Source organism: Pedobacter sp. R20-19 (genome assembly GCF_000708265.2).
GTDB lineage: Bacteria > Bacteroidota > Bacteroidia > Sphingobacteriales > Sphingobacteriaceae > Pedobacter.
Map to the genome: position 1 here is coordinate 513136 of NZ_JCKI01000001.1, position 17077 is coordinate 530212.

The 17077-nt window shown below is 38.2% G+C and carries 11 protein-coding genes; 8 read left to right on the top strand and 3 right to left on the bottom strand.

The window, feature by feature from the left end; genetic code table 11:
• Nucleotides 1-130: 130 nt before the first annotated feature.
• The 3 genes from AN34_RS02260 to AN34_RS02270 are packed head-to-tail and all read left to right on the top strand — an operon-like array spanning nt 131 to nt 5571.
• Nucleotides 131-3211, top strand: coding sequence for a SusC/RagA family TonB-linked outer membrane protein (locus AN34_RS02260; RefSeq protein ID WP_029281867.1), 3081 nt, complete (start codon nt 131-133; stop codon nt 3209-3211).
• An 11-nt stretch (nt 3212-3222) separates the two neighbouring features.
• Nucleotides 3223-4773: a SusD/RagB family nutrient-binding outer membrane lipoprotein gene (locus AN34_RS02265; RefSeq protein ID WP_029281869.1), complete on the top strand. Its 1551-nt coding sequence runs from the start codon at nt 3223-3225 to the stop codon at nt 4771-4773.
• A 12-nt stretch (nt 4774-4785) separates the two neighbouring features.
• Nucleotides 4786-5571 carry a DUF4397 domain-containing protein gene (locus AN34_RS02270; protein ID WP_029281871.1) on the top strand — a complete coding sequence of 262 codons (786 nt, stop codon included), beginning with the start codon at nt 4786-4788 and terminating at the stop codon, nt 5569-5571.
• Between the two features lie 84 nt (nt 5572-5655).
• Here AN34_RS02270 and AN34_RS02275 read toward each other — a convergent pair whose 3' ends face one another.
• Entirely contained in the window at nt 5656-6258 is a 603-nt protein-coding gene (locus AN34_RS02275) for a porin family protein (RefSeq protein ID WP_029281873.1), read from the bottom strand.
• Between the two features lie 158 nt (nt 6259-6416).
• On the opposite strand from AN34_RS02275, the gene AN34_RS02280 reads away from it, so the two are divergent.
• The 5 genes from AN34_RS02280 to AN34_RS02300 all read left to right on the top strand — a co-directional run bounded on the left by AN34_RS02280 (nt 6417) and on the right by AN34_RS02300 (nt 14943).
• Entirely contained in the window at nt 6417-6632 is a 216-nt protein-coding gene (locus AN34_RS02280) for a hypothetical protein (RefSeq protein WP_029281875.1), read from the top strand.
• A 214-nt stretch (nt 6633-6846) separates the two neighbouring features.
• Nucleotides 6847-8538, top strand: a complete 1692-nt coding sequence (locus tag AN34_RS02285) for a S41 family peptidase (RefSeq protein WP_029281877.1) — start codon at nt 6847-6849, stop codon at nt 8536-8538.
• Between the two features lie 22 nt (nt 8539-8560).
• The gene (locus AN34_RS02290) at nt 8561-9889 is read left to right on the top strand and encodes an alpha-L-fucosidase (RefSeq protein ID WP_029281879.1); all 1329 of its coding nucleotides are present in this window, start codon (nt 8561-8563) and stop codon (nt 9887-9889) included.
• A gap of 113 nt (nt 9890-10002) precedes the next feature.
• Nucleotides 10003-12261 (top strand): GH92 family glycosyl hydrolase, encoded by a 2259-nt coding sequence (locus AN34_RS02295; RefSeq protein ID WP_036676343.1) that lies wholly within the window; start codon nt 10003-10005, stop codon nt 12259-12261.
• A 75-nt stretch (nt 12262-12336) separates the two neighbouring features.
• A complete protein-coding gene (locus AN34_RS02300; RefSeq protein WP_029281883.1) occupies nt 12337-14943 on the top strand; it encodes a glycoside hydrolase family 2 TIM barrel-domain containing protein in 2607 nt (868 codons plus the stop codon).
• 323 nt (nt 14944-15266) lie between these two features.
• Here AN34_RS02300 and AN34_RS02305 read toward each other — a convergent pair whose 3' ends face one another.
• Complete coding sequence (locus tag AN34_RS02305) at nt 15267-15584, bottom strand: 2Fe-2S iron-sulfur cluster-binding protein (RefSeq protein WP_029281885.1); 318 nt, start codon at nt 15582-15584, stop codon at nt 15267-15269.
• Nucleotides 15585-15652: 68 nt separating this feature from the next.
• Nucleotides 15653-16663 carry an NAD(P)/FAD-dependent oxidoreductase gene (locus AN34_RS02310; protein ID WP_029281887.1) on the bottom strand — a complete coding sequence of 337 codons (1011 nt, stop codon included), beginning with the start codon at nt 16661-16663 and terminating at the stop codon, nt 15653-15655.
• Nucleotides 16664-17077 lie beyond the last annotated feature (414 nt).

Sequence of the window (17077 nt, forward strand, 5' to 3'; positions counted from 1 at the left end):
TGTTTTTTAAATCAAAAACATTTATGATATTAGCTAAATATTGGAAAAATATGCGTGATTATGCGTGTTTTAAAAATATTGGCAAACAACTATATCAACTAAACTCATTTCATTTCAAACCAGGCAGTTTATGAAAAAAAAACTACTACTCACTTTTATGGGTACTTTTTTGTTGCTGGCACATGCCATTGCGCAACAAATTACCATCACGGGTAAAGTCTCTTCCACAGATGGTCCAATTCCCGGGGTTTCCATCCGTGTAAAAGGAACTACCACCGTTGCACAAACCAACGGCGACGGAAATTACACGATTAAAGCATTAAAAACGGATGTCCTTCAATTTACCTACATTGGTTTCAGAACGCAGGAAAACACAGTGGGCAACAACACATCATTGAATATCGTACTTGCAGCTGATGCAAGCAATCTTGATGATGTGATTGTGACTGCTCAGGGGATTGAAAGATCTTCCCGATCTTTAGGCTACTCCACGCAAACCATCAAAGGCGGCGAGGTGGCTCAAACCCAGCGTGATAACTTTTTAAACGCTTTACAAGGTAGGGTTGCAGGTGCAACCATTACACCTACAAATGGTACTCCAGGTGCTTCAGCCACCATGATTATTCGTGGCGGGGTTTCGCTTGATGGAGATAATCAGCCCTTATTCGTAATTGATGGTTTACCGATTTCAAACCGCACATTCAGCGAATACAATTTAGTTGGGCAGGGAACCTTTAACCGCCAGAATGATTATGGTAACCGTGCCATGGATATTAATCCGGAAGAGATTGAGACCATTACCATTTTAAAAGGCCCGGAAGCTGCGGCACTTTATGGTACACAAGGGGCATCAGGAGCAGTAGTGATCACCACTAAAAAAGCGAAATCAGGAACGGCGAGAGTCACCTATAATAATTCGTTCAGAGTAGAAACTGCTTACCGCTTTCCAGATGTTCAATCTGTGTATGGTGGTGGAGCTGGTGGTTTTTTTGATGATGAAGTACGTACCAGAACTTATTTTGGCGCCAAAATTCCAGGTAACAGAACCATTTATGATAATGTAGGGAACTTCTATAAAACCGGTTTCACGCAAAAACACAATGCCTCTGTAGAAGGGGGGAGCGAAAAACTCTCTGTTAGAACGTCATTGGGTTATACCAACCAAACGGGTGTTGTACCAGGAACGGATTTTAACACATTGAATGGAAAATTGAGCGTTACATCCACCATTAGTGATAAGTTGAAAATGAATGGATCAATCAATTTCATTAATTCTAAAACCAACAAAACCTATAAAGGTGCAAGTAGTCCAATGTTAAGTTCGTTAACATGGCCACTGGTTGATGATATGAGAAATTATTTAACGGCTACCGGAGATCGAAGAACCATTACCGGAAGTTTAAGCGCCGAACTTGACAACCCATACTGGGCCGTTGAAAAGAACCCAAACTGGGAAAAAAGTAACCGGATGCTTGCTAACTTTGGAATGGATTATGTGCCAACAAAGTGGTTAAGCATTACAGCACGTGGAGGTGCTGATATTAATGCAGGGCAAGGGCTCTCCGCTTACCATCCGCAATCTTACGAGGCAAATAAGACGAGCACAACCTACCTGGGTGGGGGTATAAATACCTATAATACCAATGAACGTTTATACAATGCCACCTTAATTGCTACCATTAAAAAGGATTTTGGAAAGTTTAAACCTGTATTTCGTATCGGTGGAGATTTAACAGATGCTTCATACCAAACCAATGCACAGTTTGGAACCAGGTTTTATCAGCATAATTTCTACAGCATGAACAATACTGATCCAACTACGCAACGCGTAGCGTATGCTGATGAATTAAAACGAAAAGTAGGTGCATTAGCAGTTGCAGAATTAGGTTATGATGACTTATTGTATTTAACACTAACTGGAAGACAAGATTTTTCTTCTACATTACCCATTAAAAACTACAGTTTCTTTTATCCGGCAAGTTCATTAAGTTTTGTGTTTTCAGACCTTGCTCCACTTAAAAAATTAAGCTGGTTATCGTTTGGTAAATTAAGGGCTTCATACGGTCAGTCAGGTAAAGATGCCAGAAATGCTTACGTTACCAAAACAAAATTGGTTGCACAAACTACAACAGGTGGTGGCTTTGCTACTGATGTAACTGCGGGTAATCCAGATCTGGAAGCCGAATTTAGTACTATGGCTGAAGGTGGTTTAGAGCTCGGTTTCTTCAATAACCGTTTATCATTTGATTTCTCTTACTACAACACGGTTTCAAATAAGCAAATTACGGCACCAAGGTTGAGTTATGCAACAGGAGCAGTCTTAGGTTATATCAACAGTGGAAAAATCCGCAAACGTGGTTTTGAATTATTAGTGAAAGGTAATCCGATTAAAACGACAAACTTTAGCTGGGATATTTCAGCCAATTTTGCCAGAGACCGTGGAAATATTCTCGAATTGCCAGCTGGTCAGGATGTATTTTATGTATCTGATAGCTGGTTGTATGACAATGTGAGGGCACAGTATACGGTTGGTCAGTCACTGTCTGCATTTGCAGGGATAGATTATTTAAGGAATAATGCTGGCGACGTATTGATAAACCCTCAAAATGGGATGCCCATTAAAGGTACCAACTTCACACCTATTGGCGATAGAGCTCCCGATATTTCTGTGGGTTTAACCAATAGCTTCACTTACAAAAACTTCAATTTATCCTTCTTATTGGATATGAGAAAAGGAGGCGACATCTACAATGCGACCGAATTTTACCTGTATTCTAGAGGAATGTCAACATTAACCTTGGATCGTGAGGTTCCGCGTGTGATTACTGGAGTACTGAAAGATGGTTTGGAAAACAGCAGTAACCCGACTAAAAATAATATCCTCGTTACGCCTTACATCACCACCTCTTATTATTCGACATTTTACAACACCAGAGATTTCTTGCAAGAGGACGTAAACTGGATCAGGTTAAAAGACATCACCTTATCTTATAATTTACCGAAGAGCGTATTTGCCAAAAGCAATGTATTCAAAAGCGCAAGTGTGTTTTTTACCGGAACTGATTTATTATTGATTACAAACTATAAAGGTGTAGATCCACAGGTGAATGGTTTGAGTGCTGCCGCTGGTGGATTGGGAGGAACAGGAATTGACTTCGGATCTTTTGGACAGCCAAGAGGTTATAACTTTGGTTTAAGAGTAGGTTTTTAATGATTAGAAAGATGAAAAAGATATATACAGTAATCGTGGTAATGGCCGTGTTTCTATCTGCAGGCTGCAAAAAATATCTGGATGTGAATACCGATCCGGCTACACCACAAACACCTGAAAACAGAACTTTAACGCCGCCACTATTTGCACAAATGGAAAGGGGCATTCAATTCGATGCGAGGTACCTGGGTGGCGTCATTCAATACTTTGGAGTAGCTGTGAACGTAGGGGAAATTCATGGCTGGATTCCTGGAAGTGATAATATGGGCGAAATCTGGCGGACTAATTATTATGGCTTAGGTGCCAATCTAAACCTCATTATTGAAGATTCTCAGGCCAAGCAAGAATACAATTTTATAGGCTTGGCGCAAGCTTTGAAAGCCTGGAGCTGGCAAACTACTACTGATTATCATGGCGAGATTATCTTAAAACAAGCCTATGAACCAAATCGCTTTGTATTTGATTACGATAAGCAGGAAGATGTATACGCAGAAGTGGTGAAATTGGCTAATGAATCAATTGCAAATTTTTCCCGTACAGATGGAACAGGAAGCGTAGCGAAAATGAGTGCTGCCGATTTAGTTTATGCAGGAGATAATGCCAAATGGATCAAATTTAATTATGGCATATTAGCCAGAAACGCCAATAACCTGGTAAACAAAGCCAGCTACAATCCGTCCAAAGTTATAGAATATGTAGATAAGGCCTTATCCGGCAATGGGGATAACTTTATTGTGCCCAATACAGGTTCTACATCTGCAAATGGAAATTTTTTCGGTCCCCTCAGGGCAAACCTGGCTGCTTATCGTCAAACCAGAATGATTGTTGGGTTATTAGATGGAACTTATTTTACGGGTACCACGGGAGCAGTTATTGATCCCAGAATCTCGACAATGATCACGCCATCTGCCGATAATGTTTACAGAGGAACGATACCAGGTTTCAGTGATCCGGGCACTGTTGCTTTGAAAAACCAAATTCCAAATCCATGGGGCGTGTTGGCATCAGCCAACCCAGGTGCAGGTTTTGGTAAGTACCTTTTTAAAGATAATGTTGGGTTCCCAATCATGACCTACTCCGAAATGCAGTTTATCAAAGCAGAAGCAGCATTTAGAAAAGGTGACTTATCTATAGCCTACACGGCATACCTGAACGGAATAACATCAAGTATAGATTTTGTAAGCACCCTGGGCACAGCTATAACCACTACTCAAAAAAATACTTACATGACCAGCGCCGCTGTAAAACAAAGTGCTTCAGCATTAACCCTGAGGGATATTATGTTGCAAAAGTACCTGGCTTTATATGGTTATGGCTTTGTAGAGACCTGGTGTGATCTACGTAAGTACAACTATAACGAAGGAGATGTGAAAGGGAACAATCCTTACGCAGGGGTTTTTGTATTTCCCAATTCATTTTATGCAGATAATGGCGGCAAGCCAGCTCAACGTTATCGCCCACGTTATAACTCAGAATACTTATGGAATGTAGCTGCTTTAAAAGTGATTGGTGCTGATCAACCTGATTATCATACTTACAAAATGTGGTTTTCTCAACCTTAATTAGATATTATTATGAAAAAAATATGCTATATATTCTTCGCTGTTGCTATTGCATTTACAGCATGCAAAAAAGGCGATTTAGTAGAAAGTACACCTTATACCAAGATCAATGTTGGCGATCCGGCTTACTCGTTTCTGCGATTCATTAACATTACGCCAGGTAGTCCGAACATTAACTTCTACCTAAACGATGTTAGAATTACAGGAGCCTATAATGCCCTAAGCGGGGAAACAGGTTTTGGGTACAATACCATTTTTCCTAATCTATCGGGTCAATACCTGCCGATTACACCAGGCACGAACAAAATAGATGCAAAAATTGTATCCTCTGCAACGGTAGATAAAGGTTTAAATGTTTTAAATACCAACATCAATACCAATGGAGGTCGGTATTATACCTTATTTACCACAGGATCTTATAACACAACAGATAAAAAGATTCCATCATCGTACCTGTTGGAAGAAGTGAAACCTGTTTTAGATACCACAAAGGTATTTGTGAGAATGGTAAATTTATACACGGGTGCCCCTACAAATATAGATTTGGTTCAAAAAGCAACAGGTCAGGTAATCATCTCAAATATTGCTTTTAATGCTGCATCAGGTTTTGTTGAAATCCCTTTGCCGGGCCAGGCGAATATTTATCAGTTTAATAGCGCTGGTACTACTACCCCTATATCAACCACAAATTTAACCGCTACACTAACAAAAGGCCAGGCTTATACCTTTATCCTGAGGGGAATAGCTGGCTCTACAGCCACGCCTTTTGGTATAAGTTATTATACCTCATTTTACTAGTCCATTTTTTACGATTATAAAAAAAGACAAGGTTTTGCCTTGTCTTTTTTATTTTAAAGGCATTTGCCTTGCTAAAATATATGATTACAAGATCTTAAATCCTAAACTCAACTGAAATAAGTTCGGCTTCTGGCTGTATTTTTCGCTTTTACTAATGTTGGAAAGACCAGCCTCATAACGTAAATCAACAGAGATTGCCCCTACGTCTACACCAGCACCAGCCTGTAAGCCCAGGGCTTGGTTTTTGTAATTGTCAAAATCAGTAGCTTGTTGATAAGCAGAACTAAAACTCGAATTTTCATCCAGGATAAAGGAAATTACAGGTCCGGCCATTACCCTGAAATTTAAGTTTTTAGCGCCAAATTTAGTTCCAATTAAAACTGGTACATCAAGTGTAGTAAACCTCACCTTACCTTCGGCAGCAACCTCATTATTATTGTTATTGGTAAAACTGATGAATTTATTGCCTTTGCTACCAATATAGGCTTCGGGCTGTACATAGAAACTTGCACCGCCAATTCTGGCCCAGGCACCAACCTGATAGCCCAGGCGATTTTCTTCGCTGGCAAAATCTGAATTGAGTTTAGCTAAATTTACACCTGCTTTAACCCCAAGATTAAATGTTTGCGCTTGAGATGTTGCCCAGCCTAAGGCCAGGAAAACAATAGGGAGAATAAGTTTTTTCATTTTCTTAATTTTTGCGTGTTTTTATAGGATAGATAACGTCGTTTTAACAAAATTATCATGTATGGTATTCCAACTATCTCTATTTTTTCGCCTCAACAGATAAAAAAGATGTTATTGTGCGCAAATATTTTTTACTTTTGCATCAAACAAAATCTGCTATGGCTAATTTTCAACTTACTGCTGAAACCGCATTTAAAGTAAAAACTAAATTCTTAAGGAAATACCGCGACTTAGCAAATGAGCCATTGGAATTTACGCCAGGTAAAGAAGATGAACTGGTGCAGGATTTAATGCGATTGGTAAAACGCGACCGCACTTACATTGAGTTTACCATTCAGAAAGCCCTTGCTGATACCAAAGGAAACAGATTGTAATCCTAAATTCTCCAAAAATTTACCTTTCTTTTCGTAACGCTTTATTTACGCTGTACCTGAATAAGTATTTTTAATATTTATCTCTTTTTGTACATTTACACCTATACCATCGTGAATTAATTCGTGGTTAATGCTTTATGATGCAGTATCATCATATTGCCTAAAATCATTCACTTAAATTTCTATTCATGATGACCATTAAATATAACTAAGGATGAAAAATTTAAGATATGCTTTTTTAGCTGCAGGATGTTGCGTTGCAATTTTATCTTTTTCATTTAAGGAAGACTTATTTCTGGTTTCCAAAAACCTGGATATTTTTGCCTCTCTCTATAAGGAAATCAATATCAATTATGTTGATGATACCAATGCACCTCAGTTGATGAAAACAGGTATTGATGCCATGTTGGATAGCCTGGATCCTTATACTGAATATGTACCCGAATCGGAAATTGAAGATTATAAGCTTAAATATGTAAGTACCCAGTATGGTGGCATTGGTGCCAGTACAGTTTTAATTGATGGTAAGCTTTTTATAAATGAAGTAAGCGAAGGTTACCCTGCTTATAAGGATGAAGTTAAGGCTGGCGACCAGATCATCAAAATTAACGGCATTGAAATTAAGGGAAAAGAACGGGCCCAGATTAGCCAGTTGTTACGTGGGCCAAAAGGTACACCTGTAGATCTCGTTTTTATCAGAGAAGGTAAAGAGCTTACCAAGAAAATCATTCGTGATGAGATTAAGCAGCCAAATGTATCCTATTCCGGTATGGTTGGTGATGGTATTGGTTATATCAAACTGGATAAGTTTTTAGAAAACTCTGGTCAGGAGGTAAAAGATGCCTTATTAAACATCAATAAACAAAATCCAAAAGGAATTATTCTTGATCTACGGAACAATGGTGGTGGTATTTTGCAGGAAGCGGTAAAAATCGTTAACCTGTTTGTTAATAAAGATCAGCTGATTGTTACCCAAAAAGGTAAAAATGTAGAAAAAACAATTGCTTATAAAACTCAATATCCACCTGTTTCAATTGATTTGCCTTTGGTTGTACTGGTAAACGCAAATTCAGCATCAGCCTCAGAAATTGTGGCTGGTTCTCTGCAGGATCTTGATCGGGCGGTTGTGGTTGGGCAACGGAGCTACGGAAAAGGTTTGGTTCAGCAAACTTTTAACCTACCCTACAATAGCATGGTGAAAGTAACCGTTGCGAAATATTATACGCCGTCAGGTAGGTGCATTCAAAAATTGGATTATGCCCATAAAAATGCAGATGGAATTGCCGAACGATTTGCAGATTCTACCATGTTGATGTTTCAAACCAAGGCTGGCCGGAATGTATATAGCGGCAATGGCGTATATCCCGATGTGGTAATTAATGCCGATAAATTAAGTCCGGTAACCATCAATATGATTAACAAGAGCTTGTTTTTTAACTATGCCAATCAGTACAGAAAAAACAATTCAAAGCTTGAATCTGCCAAAACCTTTCAGCTTTCTGATGCGGATTACGCTGCTTTTGTAAATACCCTGGCTGATAAGGACCTGACTTACCAAAGCAAAACAGAAAGATTACTTTCTGACTTACGCATTGAAGCAGAAAAAGAAAATAAATCAGCAGAAGTTAAAGCCGATCTGGAAAATTTGAAATACAAGCTAACTGTATCTAAAAAGACAGATATGGCGGTACACAAATCGGAAATTAAAAGAGTTTTGGAAACACAAATCATCAGCCGATATTTTTATGAAAAAGGCAGAATTGAACAAAGCTTTCAATACGATAAAGAGTTAATGGGGGCTAAAGCTTTATTTGGTAATCAGCCTCAAATGTTGGCTATTTTAAAGGGCGAAGGAAATTATAAGGTAATTGGTAAGCCAATGAAGGAAACAGCCTCCGTAGATTAAAAAACCTAACCCAGATCTCCAAATGAAAAAAATAATAATAGCTACACTTTGTTTGTTACTAAGCTTGAGTTTGAAGGCTCAGAATTATACACCTACGGCAGATAACTTGAAACAAAGAACTTGGTTTAGTGATGCCCGGTTTGGTTTGTTTATTCATTGGGGGCCTTTTAGTATACCCGGCAGTGGCGAATGGGTGATGAACGATAGAAAGCTTACTGTACACAATTATACTAATCTAAAAGATTTTTTCAATCCAATTGATTTTAATGCCGAGCAATGGGTAACCATGGCAAAATCGGCAGGCATGAAATATATTACGCTGATTACCCGGCACCATGATGGTTTTAGTATGTGGGACACTAAATATTCAGATTTCAATATTATGCATACCCCGTACAAAAAAGATATTGTGAAAATGATGGCGGATGAGTGCCACAAGCAAGGAATAAAGTTATACCTGTATTATTCTCTGTTGGATTGGCGAAGAGAAGATTACCCACACGAAACTGGTCGCACAGGGCAATTTTCGGGTAGAAAAGGTAAAGGCGATTACGCCAGTTATTTGCAATTTATGAAAAACCAATTAACCGAATTGTTAACCAATTATGGTGAGATTGGAGGCATTTGGTTTGACGGCCACTGGGACCAGACTGCACCGGAAGGATCGAGCGACAGAACATCACGGATTGATTGGAAATACGATGAAATTTATGGTTTGATTCATCAGCTTCAGCCTCAATGTATGATTGGCAACAACCATCATTTAATGCCTTTCGCAGGAGAAGATTTTCAAATGTTTGAACGTGATCTTCCCGGTGAAAATAAGTCAGGTTTGAGTTTTCAGCAGGCCTCCGAAAAGTTGCCTTTAGAAACCTGCGAAACCATTTCAAATTCATGGGGATATAATTTAAGCGATACGCTTTATAAATCGAAAAAAGAACTTGTGCATATGTTGGTTAAGGCAGCAAGTTTAGGCTCAAATCTTTTGTTAAATATTGGCCCAATGCCCAATGGTAAAATTCAGCCCGAATTTCAGGATCGTTTAAAGGGCTTGGGCGATTGGCTTAAAATTTATGGCGAAAGTATTTACAATACCCATGGCGGATACATAAAACCGCAGGATTGGGGCAGCATTACACAAAGCGATCAAAAAATTTATATCCATATTTTAGATGGAAAAACAACAACACTTCGGCTAGATAATTTTCCTGCAAAGAAAATTAGAAAGGCTTATTCGCTTAAATATCATAGCAAAGTGAATTATACCTTCAAAAATTCGAATTTGGAAATTAAGACAACTTTAAATGATTCAGAACCAGATCAGGTGATTGTTTTAGAAGTTAATAATTAACAACGAATTACTTTTTAATGGTTTGTGGTTAAATCTTTTTCACTTATGCTTGAAATTTACGTAAAACGTTTTACTTTTAGGCTTTTAAATCTATTGTAGGAAATTATAAGCACATGCAATTCAGAAAAATCTCATCTATTCTATTATTAACATCCGCTCTGTTTAACGTCAACGCCTTTTCTCAAAAGAAAAACAGTTTAACTCAGTTTGTTGATCCAATTATTGGCTCCGCTAAACACGGTCACGTTTTTGTAGGTGCCAATGTTCCTTTTGGAGCGGTACAGTTAGGGCCCGACAATGTTTTTGAAGGTTGGGACTGGTGCAGTGGCTATAACTACGTGAGTAATACCATCACTGGTTTTTCGCATACCCATTTAAGTGGTACCGGAATTGGAGATCTTGGAGACATCTCTATTATGCCAGCCTCAGGAGAAACCATTCTACAAAAAGGTAAAAAGGGTGATGAAGATAATGGATACCTTTCCAGGTTTTCGCATGATAATGAAGTAGCGAAAGCAGGTTATTACAGCGTATTGCTGGATAAATATAAAGTTAAGGCTGAGTTAACCGCCACCGAACGTGTTGGTTTTCATCAATATACTTTCCCGAAAAAGGCGGAAACCCCTCATGTCATTATTGATTTGATTGAAGGAATTGGATGGGATAAGCCTGTTAATGCATCATTTAAACAGCTGGATGCCACCACAATTGTAGGGCATAGAAACTCTAAAGGCTGGGCCAACGATCAGCGATTGTATTTTGTGATTAAGCTTTCTCAACCTTTACAGAAGTTTTCTATCTATAGCGATGATAAACTAGCAAAAGGTAATGATGTAAGTGGTGAAAAAATTAAGGCAGTAATTGATTTTGCATCAGTTAACCAAAATAAATTACAGATTAAAGTAGCCTTATCGCCAGTGAGTACCGAGAATGCGCTATTAAATTTAAAAACTGAACTACCAGGATGGGATTTTGCATCTACAGTTAAAGCCGCCAATGCGAAGTGGGAAAAAGAACTATCAAAAGTAAAAATTGATGCTTCCGCAACCACCAAAAAGGTTTTTTACACTGCACTTTATCATACCATGATTGCGCCATCTTTATTTAATGATGTGAATAAAGATTATTTAGGTACAGATAAGAAAATATACCGTGCAGCTAGTTTTAACAACCTAACTACTTTTTCTCTTTGGGATACTTATCGTGCAGCTAATCCACTCTATACTATTCTTCATCAGGATAAAGTGAATGATGTAGTGAACACCATGCTGGCGATTTACAAAGAGCAGGGAAAGTTGCCAGTGTGGCATTTAATGGGCAATGAAACCAATACGATGGTGGGTTATCATGCGGTACCCGTAGTAGTTGATGCTTATTTAAAAGGTTACCGTGGTTTTGATGCCCAGTTGGCATATGAAGCCGTTAAACAATCTGCCATGCAGAAAACGGATGGTATTGATTACATTCAGAAATTGAAATATATTCCGGCAGATAAAGTAAATGAATCTGTTGCTAAAGCACTGGAATACGCTATTGATGATTATTGTATTGCTATGTTTGCAAAGGAGTTGGGCAAAACAGAAGATTATCAGTATTTCAGCAAAAGAGCTGGTTTGTATGCTCAATACTTTGATCAGGATGTACAGTTTATGAGGGGTAAGTTGGCTGATGGAAAATGGAGATCACCATTTAGTCCTGTCGCCGCTAAACACCGTGAAGATGACTATACAGAAGGAAATGCATGGCAATATACCTGGTTGGTGCCACAAGATGTAGAAGGTTTAATTTATCTTTTTGGCGGTGATAAGCCGTTTGTAAATAAATTAGACTCCCTATTTATTGTTCCTGCTGATTTAGGTAAGGAAAGCTCGCCAGATATTTCTGGATTGATTGGCAATTATGCACAAGGTAATGAGCCTGGGCATCATATTCCATATTTATATGCTTATGCTGGTCAACCTTGGAAAACTGCAGATTTAATCCGTAAAATTGATCATGACTTCTATACCTCTAAACCAGATGGATTATGTGGAAATGAAGATGTTGGCCAAATGAGTGCCTGGTATGTATTTTCAGCATTAGGATTTTATCCGGTAAATCCGGCAAATGGTGCCTATGTTTTTGGTACTCCTTTGGTTAAGAATGCTACGATTAATTTACCAAACAAGAAAACATTTGATATTAACGTCATTGATAATAGTGCTGAGAACAAATACATTCAAAGAATACTATTAAACGGGAAGCCTTATACCAAATCATTTATTCTACACAAAACCATTGTAGATGGTGGTTATATGACAATTTACATGGGAAATCAACCCTCTAAATTATGGGGTATATCGGCGAGTGACAGACCCGTTTCAGGAAAATAAACTTAATTATAGGATGAATATAGCCACATGCGATATTCATCCGATCCATTCAAAATATTCAATAGTATCCGTGATATGAAAAAAGTACTTTTATTTTTTTTGTTTGTTGCCAATGTTTGTGCTCAGGCACAACAACGCTACGAATTAAATACTGGTTGGTTGTGCAATAACATTAAAGAAGTTAAAGTAAATGGTCAGCAATTGTCATCCACAAATTTTTCGCTTAACAACTGGATGCCGGCAACTGTTCCTGGAACGGTACTGACTACTTTATTAAATAACAAGAAAGTGCCCGATCCATTTTATGGCATGAACAATGAAAAAATAGAAGATGTTTATAAAACCGGAAATGATCATTACACGTATTGGTTTGTTAAAGATTTTTCGGAAAAGGCGGTGGCTAATGAACAAGTGTGGCTGCAGTTTCGAGGAATAAATTATAAGGCGGAGTTTTATCTGAACGGTAAAAAACTAAACCCTAAAACACACGAGGGGATGCACATCCGGGCAGAATATAACATCACAAAATTCTTATCGCCAACAGGAAAAAACAGATTAGCAGTGGTGGTTTATCCGCCTGATTTTCCTGGTAATCCTAACGGCGGACAAGGTGGTGATGGTACCATTGCAAAAGGATTAACGACACAGTACACCGCAGGATGGGATTGGATTCAACCTATTCGCGATAGGAATACCGGAATTTGGGATAAGGTTACCATCGAAAAAACGAAAGCCATTAATGTTAAAAACCCTCATGTAGTTACTTTGGTTCCGGGTAAAAGATTGCCAACAGGTGCACAAAAACCAGCAACATTGAAAGTCTCGGTAGAGGTAGAGAACCCGACTAATACAGTGGTTACCGGCATTTTGCAATATCAGATTGCTGGTAAAACCATTAGCAAATCCATTTCATTGCCTGCTAGTAAAAATACAACAGTAAACTTTGCAGATCTTTCTATAGAAAACCCGAAGCTCTGGTGGCCAAGTGGTTATGGCGCACAAAATCTTTACGATCTTAAAATTCAGTTCCTTTCAGCAAACCAGGTGTATGACCAGGAAAGTTTAAAGGTAGGAATCAGGCAGATTGATAACATTTGGAATGCACATACCAAAAGTATGGGTGCCTATGTAAATGGCCAGAAAATTTTCATTAAAGGCGGCAACTGGATTATTTCTGATGCCATGCTTCGTTTCAGCGATGCCCGTTATGATGCCGAAATCAGGTACCATAAAGATATGAATCTGAATCTGATTCGGATTTGGGGAGGTGCAATCTTGGAACGACCAGAGTTTTATAATGCATGTGATAAATATGGCTTGCTCGTTTTTCAGGATTTCTGGTTTAGCGGCGATTGTAATGGCCGTTGGGTTGATCCGATGAAAAAAGAAGATCAGTGGACTCGGAGAAACTATCCGGATAACCATCCATTGGTTTTAGATGCGATTGAAGATCAGGTAAAAATGATTCGGAACCATGCTTCCCTGGCTTTTTGGTGTGGGGGAAATGAAATCACACCGCCAGAAGATATTTTAAACCCGATTAAAAATGATATTTTACCTCGTTTAGATGGCACCCGCCTGTTTTTCGATTTTTCTAACAGTGATGAAATGTCGTTTAATGATCTCGGTGGCAACGGCGATGGGCCATATGGTATCCAGGATCCTAAAAGCTTTTGGAACACTAAAACATTTCCATATAATTCTGAAGTAGGATCAGTTGGTGTAGGTGATTATGAATCATTAGAAAGGTTTATCCCTGCTAAAAATATGGTTGCTCCTCAGTTTAAGGAAAAGCCAGATTCGGTTTGGGATTACCATAAATACATTGCTTACGAACAATACATCAATCCATATGGAAAGGCTAAAGATGTAAAAGATTTTGCTATGAAAGCACAGTTGGTTAATTACGATCAATACCGTGCTTTAATGGAAGGCTTTTCCAATAAAATGTGGGATTGGTATACCGGGTCAATTATCTGGAAAACGCAAAATCCGTGGACAGCGCTTCGTGGTCAGATGTATGATTATTACCTGGACCCAAATGCCTGTTTATATGGCTTAAGGAAAGGCAGTGAGCCTTTACATGTAATGATGAATCCCATTGATAGCATGGTTACCGTAATAAATAATGGCTTTACAGGTTTAAATAATCTGATGGTTCAGGCAAAAGCATACGATATGGATGGAAAAGAGCATTTCATCACACAAGCTTTTAACAGTATTGGTGCTTCTTCAGTCCGCAGGTTTTTCCCTATCAATGATTTCTTAAAAAAACTGGATCAGAAAGAAGGTGTATTTATATCGCTTCGGATTTTGGATCAGAAGCAGCATATCCTGAGTGAAAATGTTTACTGGCTGGCAGACAAAAATGGTGAATACAGTGGCTTGCAAAAGTTAAAATCAGCACCATTAAAAGTTACAGCGACCAAGAAACAAGTTGGTAAGGTAGAAGTGATGCTCAGTAATAAAGAAGGTAATCCAGTAGCATTTTTTAACCGCATCGCTTTAATTGATAATCAAACGGGTAAGCGAATTCTTCCTGCATTTTATGATGACAACTACATTAGCATCCTTCCGGGAGAAAATAAAACCATCACGGTTGAATATACTGGAACGCCAGAAAATTTAGCTGTTGAAGTATACGGTTGGAATGTAGATCGAATGAAAGTTCAGGTTCAATAAGAGATAGGGTTGCGGATTTAAGTTCGGCAATCAGAAGGTGGCAAGATTGTGTTAGTCAGGATTTTCTATCCCGGCTAACCTAATTACGGATTTTTAATCCGTGTTAGATAAATTTATAGATCCTACACAATTGTCCTTATTATCATTACTTGTGGCTTTTTTAGTGCTATTTGATTTGAATAGCAAATTAGAAATCTGCAGTTGTATAGATCGGGATAGAAAATCCCGACCAACTTATAACCCGTAATTAGTTAAATTGAAACAATAAAGGCGATACATTCGTATCGCCTTTATTGTTATTGTCTTTTTGTGAAATCTTAAACCTAATGAAGCTTCACTTTTAAACCATTCATGTTGTTGTTTAATTGCAGCTGACAGGCTAAACGGGAATTAGGCAATAAATCTGGTAAGGTATCCAGCATTGCATATTCGTCATCAGTCATTTCGTTAAGTTTTTCTTCACCTTCCAGTACATCTACACAACAGGTAGCACATAAAGCCATGCCACCACAAGTTGCCAGAATATCATATTCTGAGGCTTTCAAAAATTCCATTAAACTTAAGCCCATGTCAGTCGGTGCTTCATGTTCAGTAACAGAGCCATCCGTCTCCTGCATGTATATTGTTATGTTGTTTTCCATTTCGCTCACTTATTAACGCAAACTTAACTAAAACTACAGAGCATTTATAAACACAAATTAAAAAATCCTTAAAATTCTGAAACCCCGTTTACAGTGGTGTATTTCATGGTATATTTTACGCCGGGATTCATGTACGAATAAGCGCTGTGGCTCATTAATGCAGCCTCATGGAAACCACTAAGGATTAATTTTAATTTGTTGGTGTAAGTGTTAATATCGCCAATGGCATAAATACCTGGAATGTTGGTAGAGTAATCATCAACATTTACTTCAATAGCACTTTTGCTGATGTTTAAGTTCCATCCTTCAATAGGGCCTAATTTCGGACTTAAACCAAACAATGGAATTAAATGGTCAGCTGCTACAACTGTTTTTTCCATCGTGCGGTTCTGAACGATTTCAACCTGCTCCAGTTTATCAGTTCCTTGTACAGCCTGTAAATTACTGTTCAGAATTAGGTTAATTTTTCCACTTTCAGCTAGCGACATTACTTTAGCTACCGAATCTGGTGCGCCACGGAAACTTTCACTTCTATGAACCAAAGTAAGTTCTGAGCAAACTTCAGCCAGATAAATGGTCCAGTCCAGAGCAGAATCACCACCGCCGGCAATCACCATTTTTTGGTTGCGGTATTTCTCCGGATCAAGGATCATATAATTAACGCCTTTACCATTTTCGAAATTCTCTAAATTTTCTACAGCTGGTTTGCGGGGTTCAAAACAACCTAAACCTCCGGCAATAACCACTACTTTAGCTTCGATAATGGTACCCATATTAGTGGTTAAAACGAAATCGGCTTCGCCACGTTTTTCTAAACCTTCTATACGTTCGCCCAGTGTAAAAGTAGGGTGGAAGGGTTTAGCCTGTTCCATCAAATTATCAATTAATTCCTGTGCCAGAACCGACGGATAACCTGGAATATCGTAAATTGGTTTCTTCGGATAAATTTCAGAAAGCTGACCACCAACCTGTGGTAGGTAATCAATTAAGTGGCAACGCATTTTTAATAAACCGGCTTCAAAAATGGCAAATAAACCAACCGGACCAGCGCCAATTATGGCTATATCAGTAGAGATCATTCAAAAAAAATTTATGCAAAGTTACAAAATAAACTTTTATGATTGTCTCTATTTAGAAATATTCTAGATAATTCTGTAAGCTTATTGTATTCAGTATTTTATATGCTTTAAGCTAATTAAAAACAAAAGTTAAAGGTTTTATTCATTTTAAAGCAAATTATAATTGGTCTATGGGTTTAGTGGGAGATCAATTTACTGATTAGTTTAAATGCTTTAAATCGAGAAAAGCAAATCAACTTGCGAAGTCTCAAAGGCCAGGAGTGCAGAAAGACTTCGACAGTTTAATAAAGTGATTCAAAACTTCAATAGACTGACGAAGTTCCTCCGATACACATAGGCCAACTAATCTTCGTAAGTCGAATCAAACACTTATATTATGAAATCATCTAATTTAAGAATTATCAACAATGACAG

Excerpts from the sequence above, each read along its gene's own strand:
- AN34_RS02260 (WP_029281867.1), top strand. The coding sequence starts at position 131 with ATGAAAAAAAAACTACTACTCACTTTTATGGGTACTTTTTTGTTGCTG.
- AN34_RS02265 (WP_029281869.1), top strand. The coding sequence starts at position 3,223 with ATGAAAAAGATATATACAGTAATCGTGGTAATGGCCGTGTTTCTATCT.
- AN34_RS02270 (WP_029281871.1), top strand. The coding sequence starts at position 4,786 with ATGAAAAAAATATGCTATATATTCTTCGCTGTTGCTATTGCATTTACA.
- AN34_RS02275 (WP_029281873.1), bottom strand. The coding sequence starts at position 6,258 with ATGAAAAAACTTATTCTCCCTATTGTTTTCCTGGCCTTAGGCTGGGCA.
- AN34_RS02280 (WP_029281875.1), top strand. The coding sequence starts at position 6,417 with ATGGCTAATTTTCAACTTACTGCTGAAACCGCATTTAAAGTAAAAACT.
- AN34_RS02285 (WP_029281877.1), top strand. The coding sequence starts at position 6,847 with ATGAAAAATTTAAGATATGCTTTTTTAGCTGCAGGATGTTGCGTTGCA.
- AN34_RS02290 (WP_029281879.1), top strand. The coding sequence starts at position 8,561 with ATGAAAAAAATAATAATAGCTACACTTTGTTTGTTACTAAGCTTGAGT.
- AN34_RS02295 (WP_036676343.1), top strand. The coding sequence starts at position 10,003 with ATGCAATTCAGAAAAATCTCATCTATTCTATTATTAACATCCGCTCTG.
- AN34_RS02300 (WP_029281883.1), top strand. The coding sequence starts at position 12,337 with ATGAAAAAAGTACTTTTATTTTTTTTGTTTGTTGCCAATGTTTGTGCT.
- AN34_RS02305 (WP_029281885.1), bottom strand. The coding sequence starts at position 15,584 with ATGGAAAACAACATAACAATATACATGCAGGAGACGGATGGCTCTGTT.
- AN34_RS02310 (WP_029281887.1), bottom strand. The coding sequence starts at position 16,663 with ATGATCTCTACTGATATAGCCATAATTGGCGCTGGTCCGGTTGGTTTA.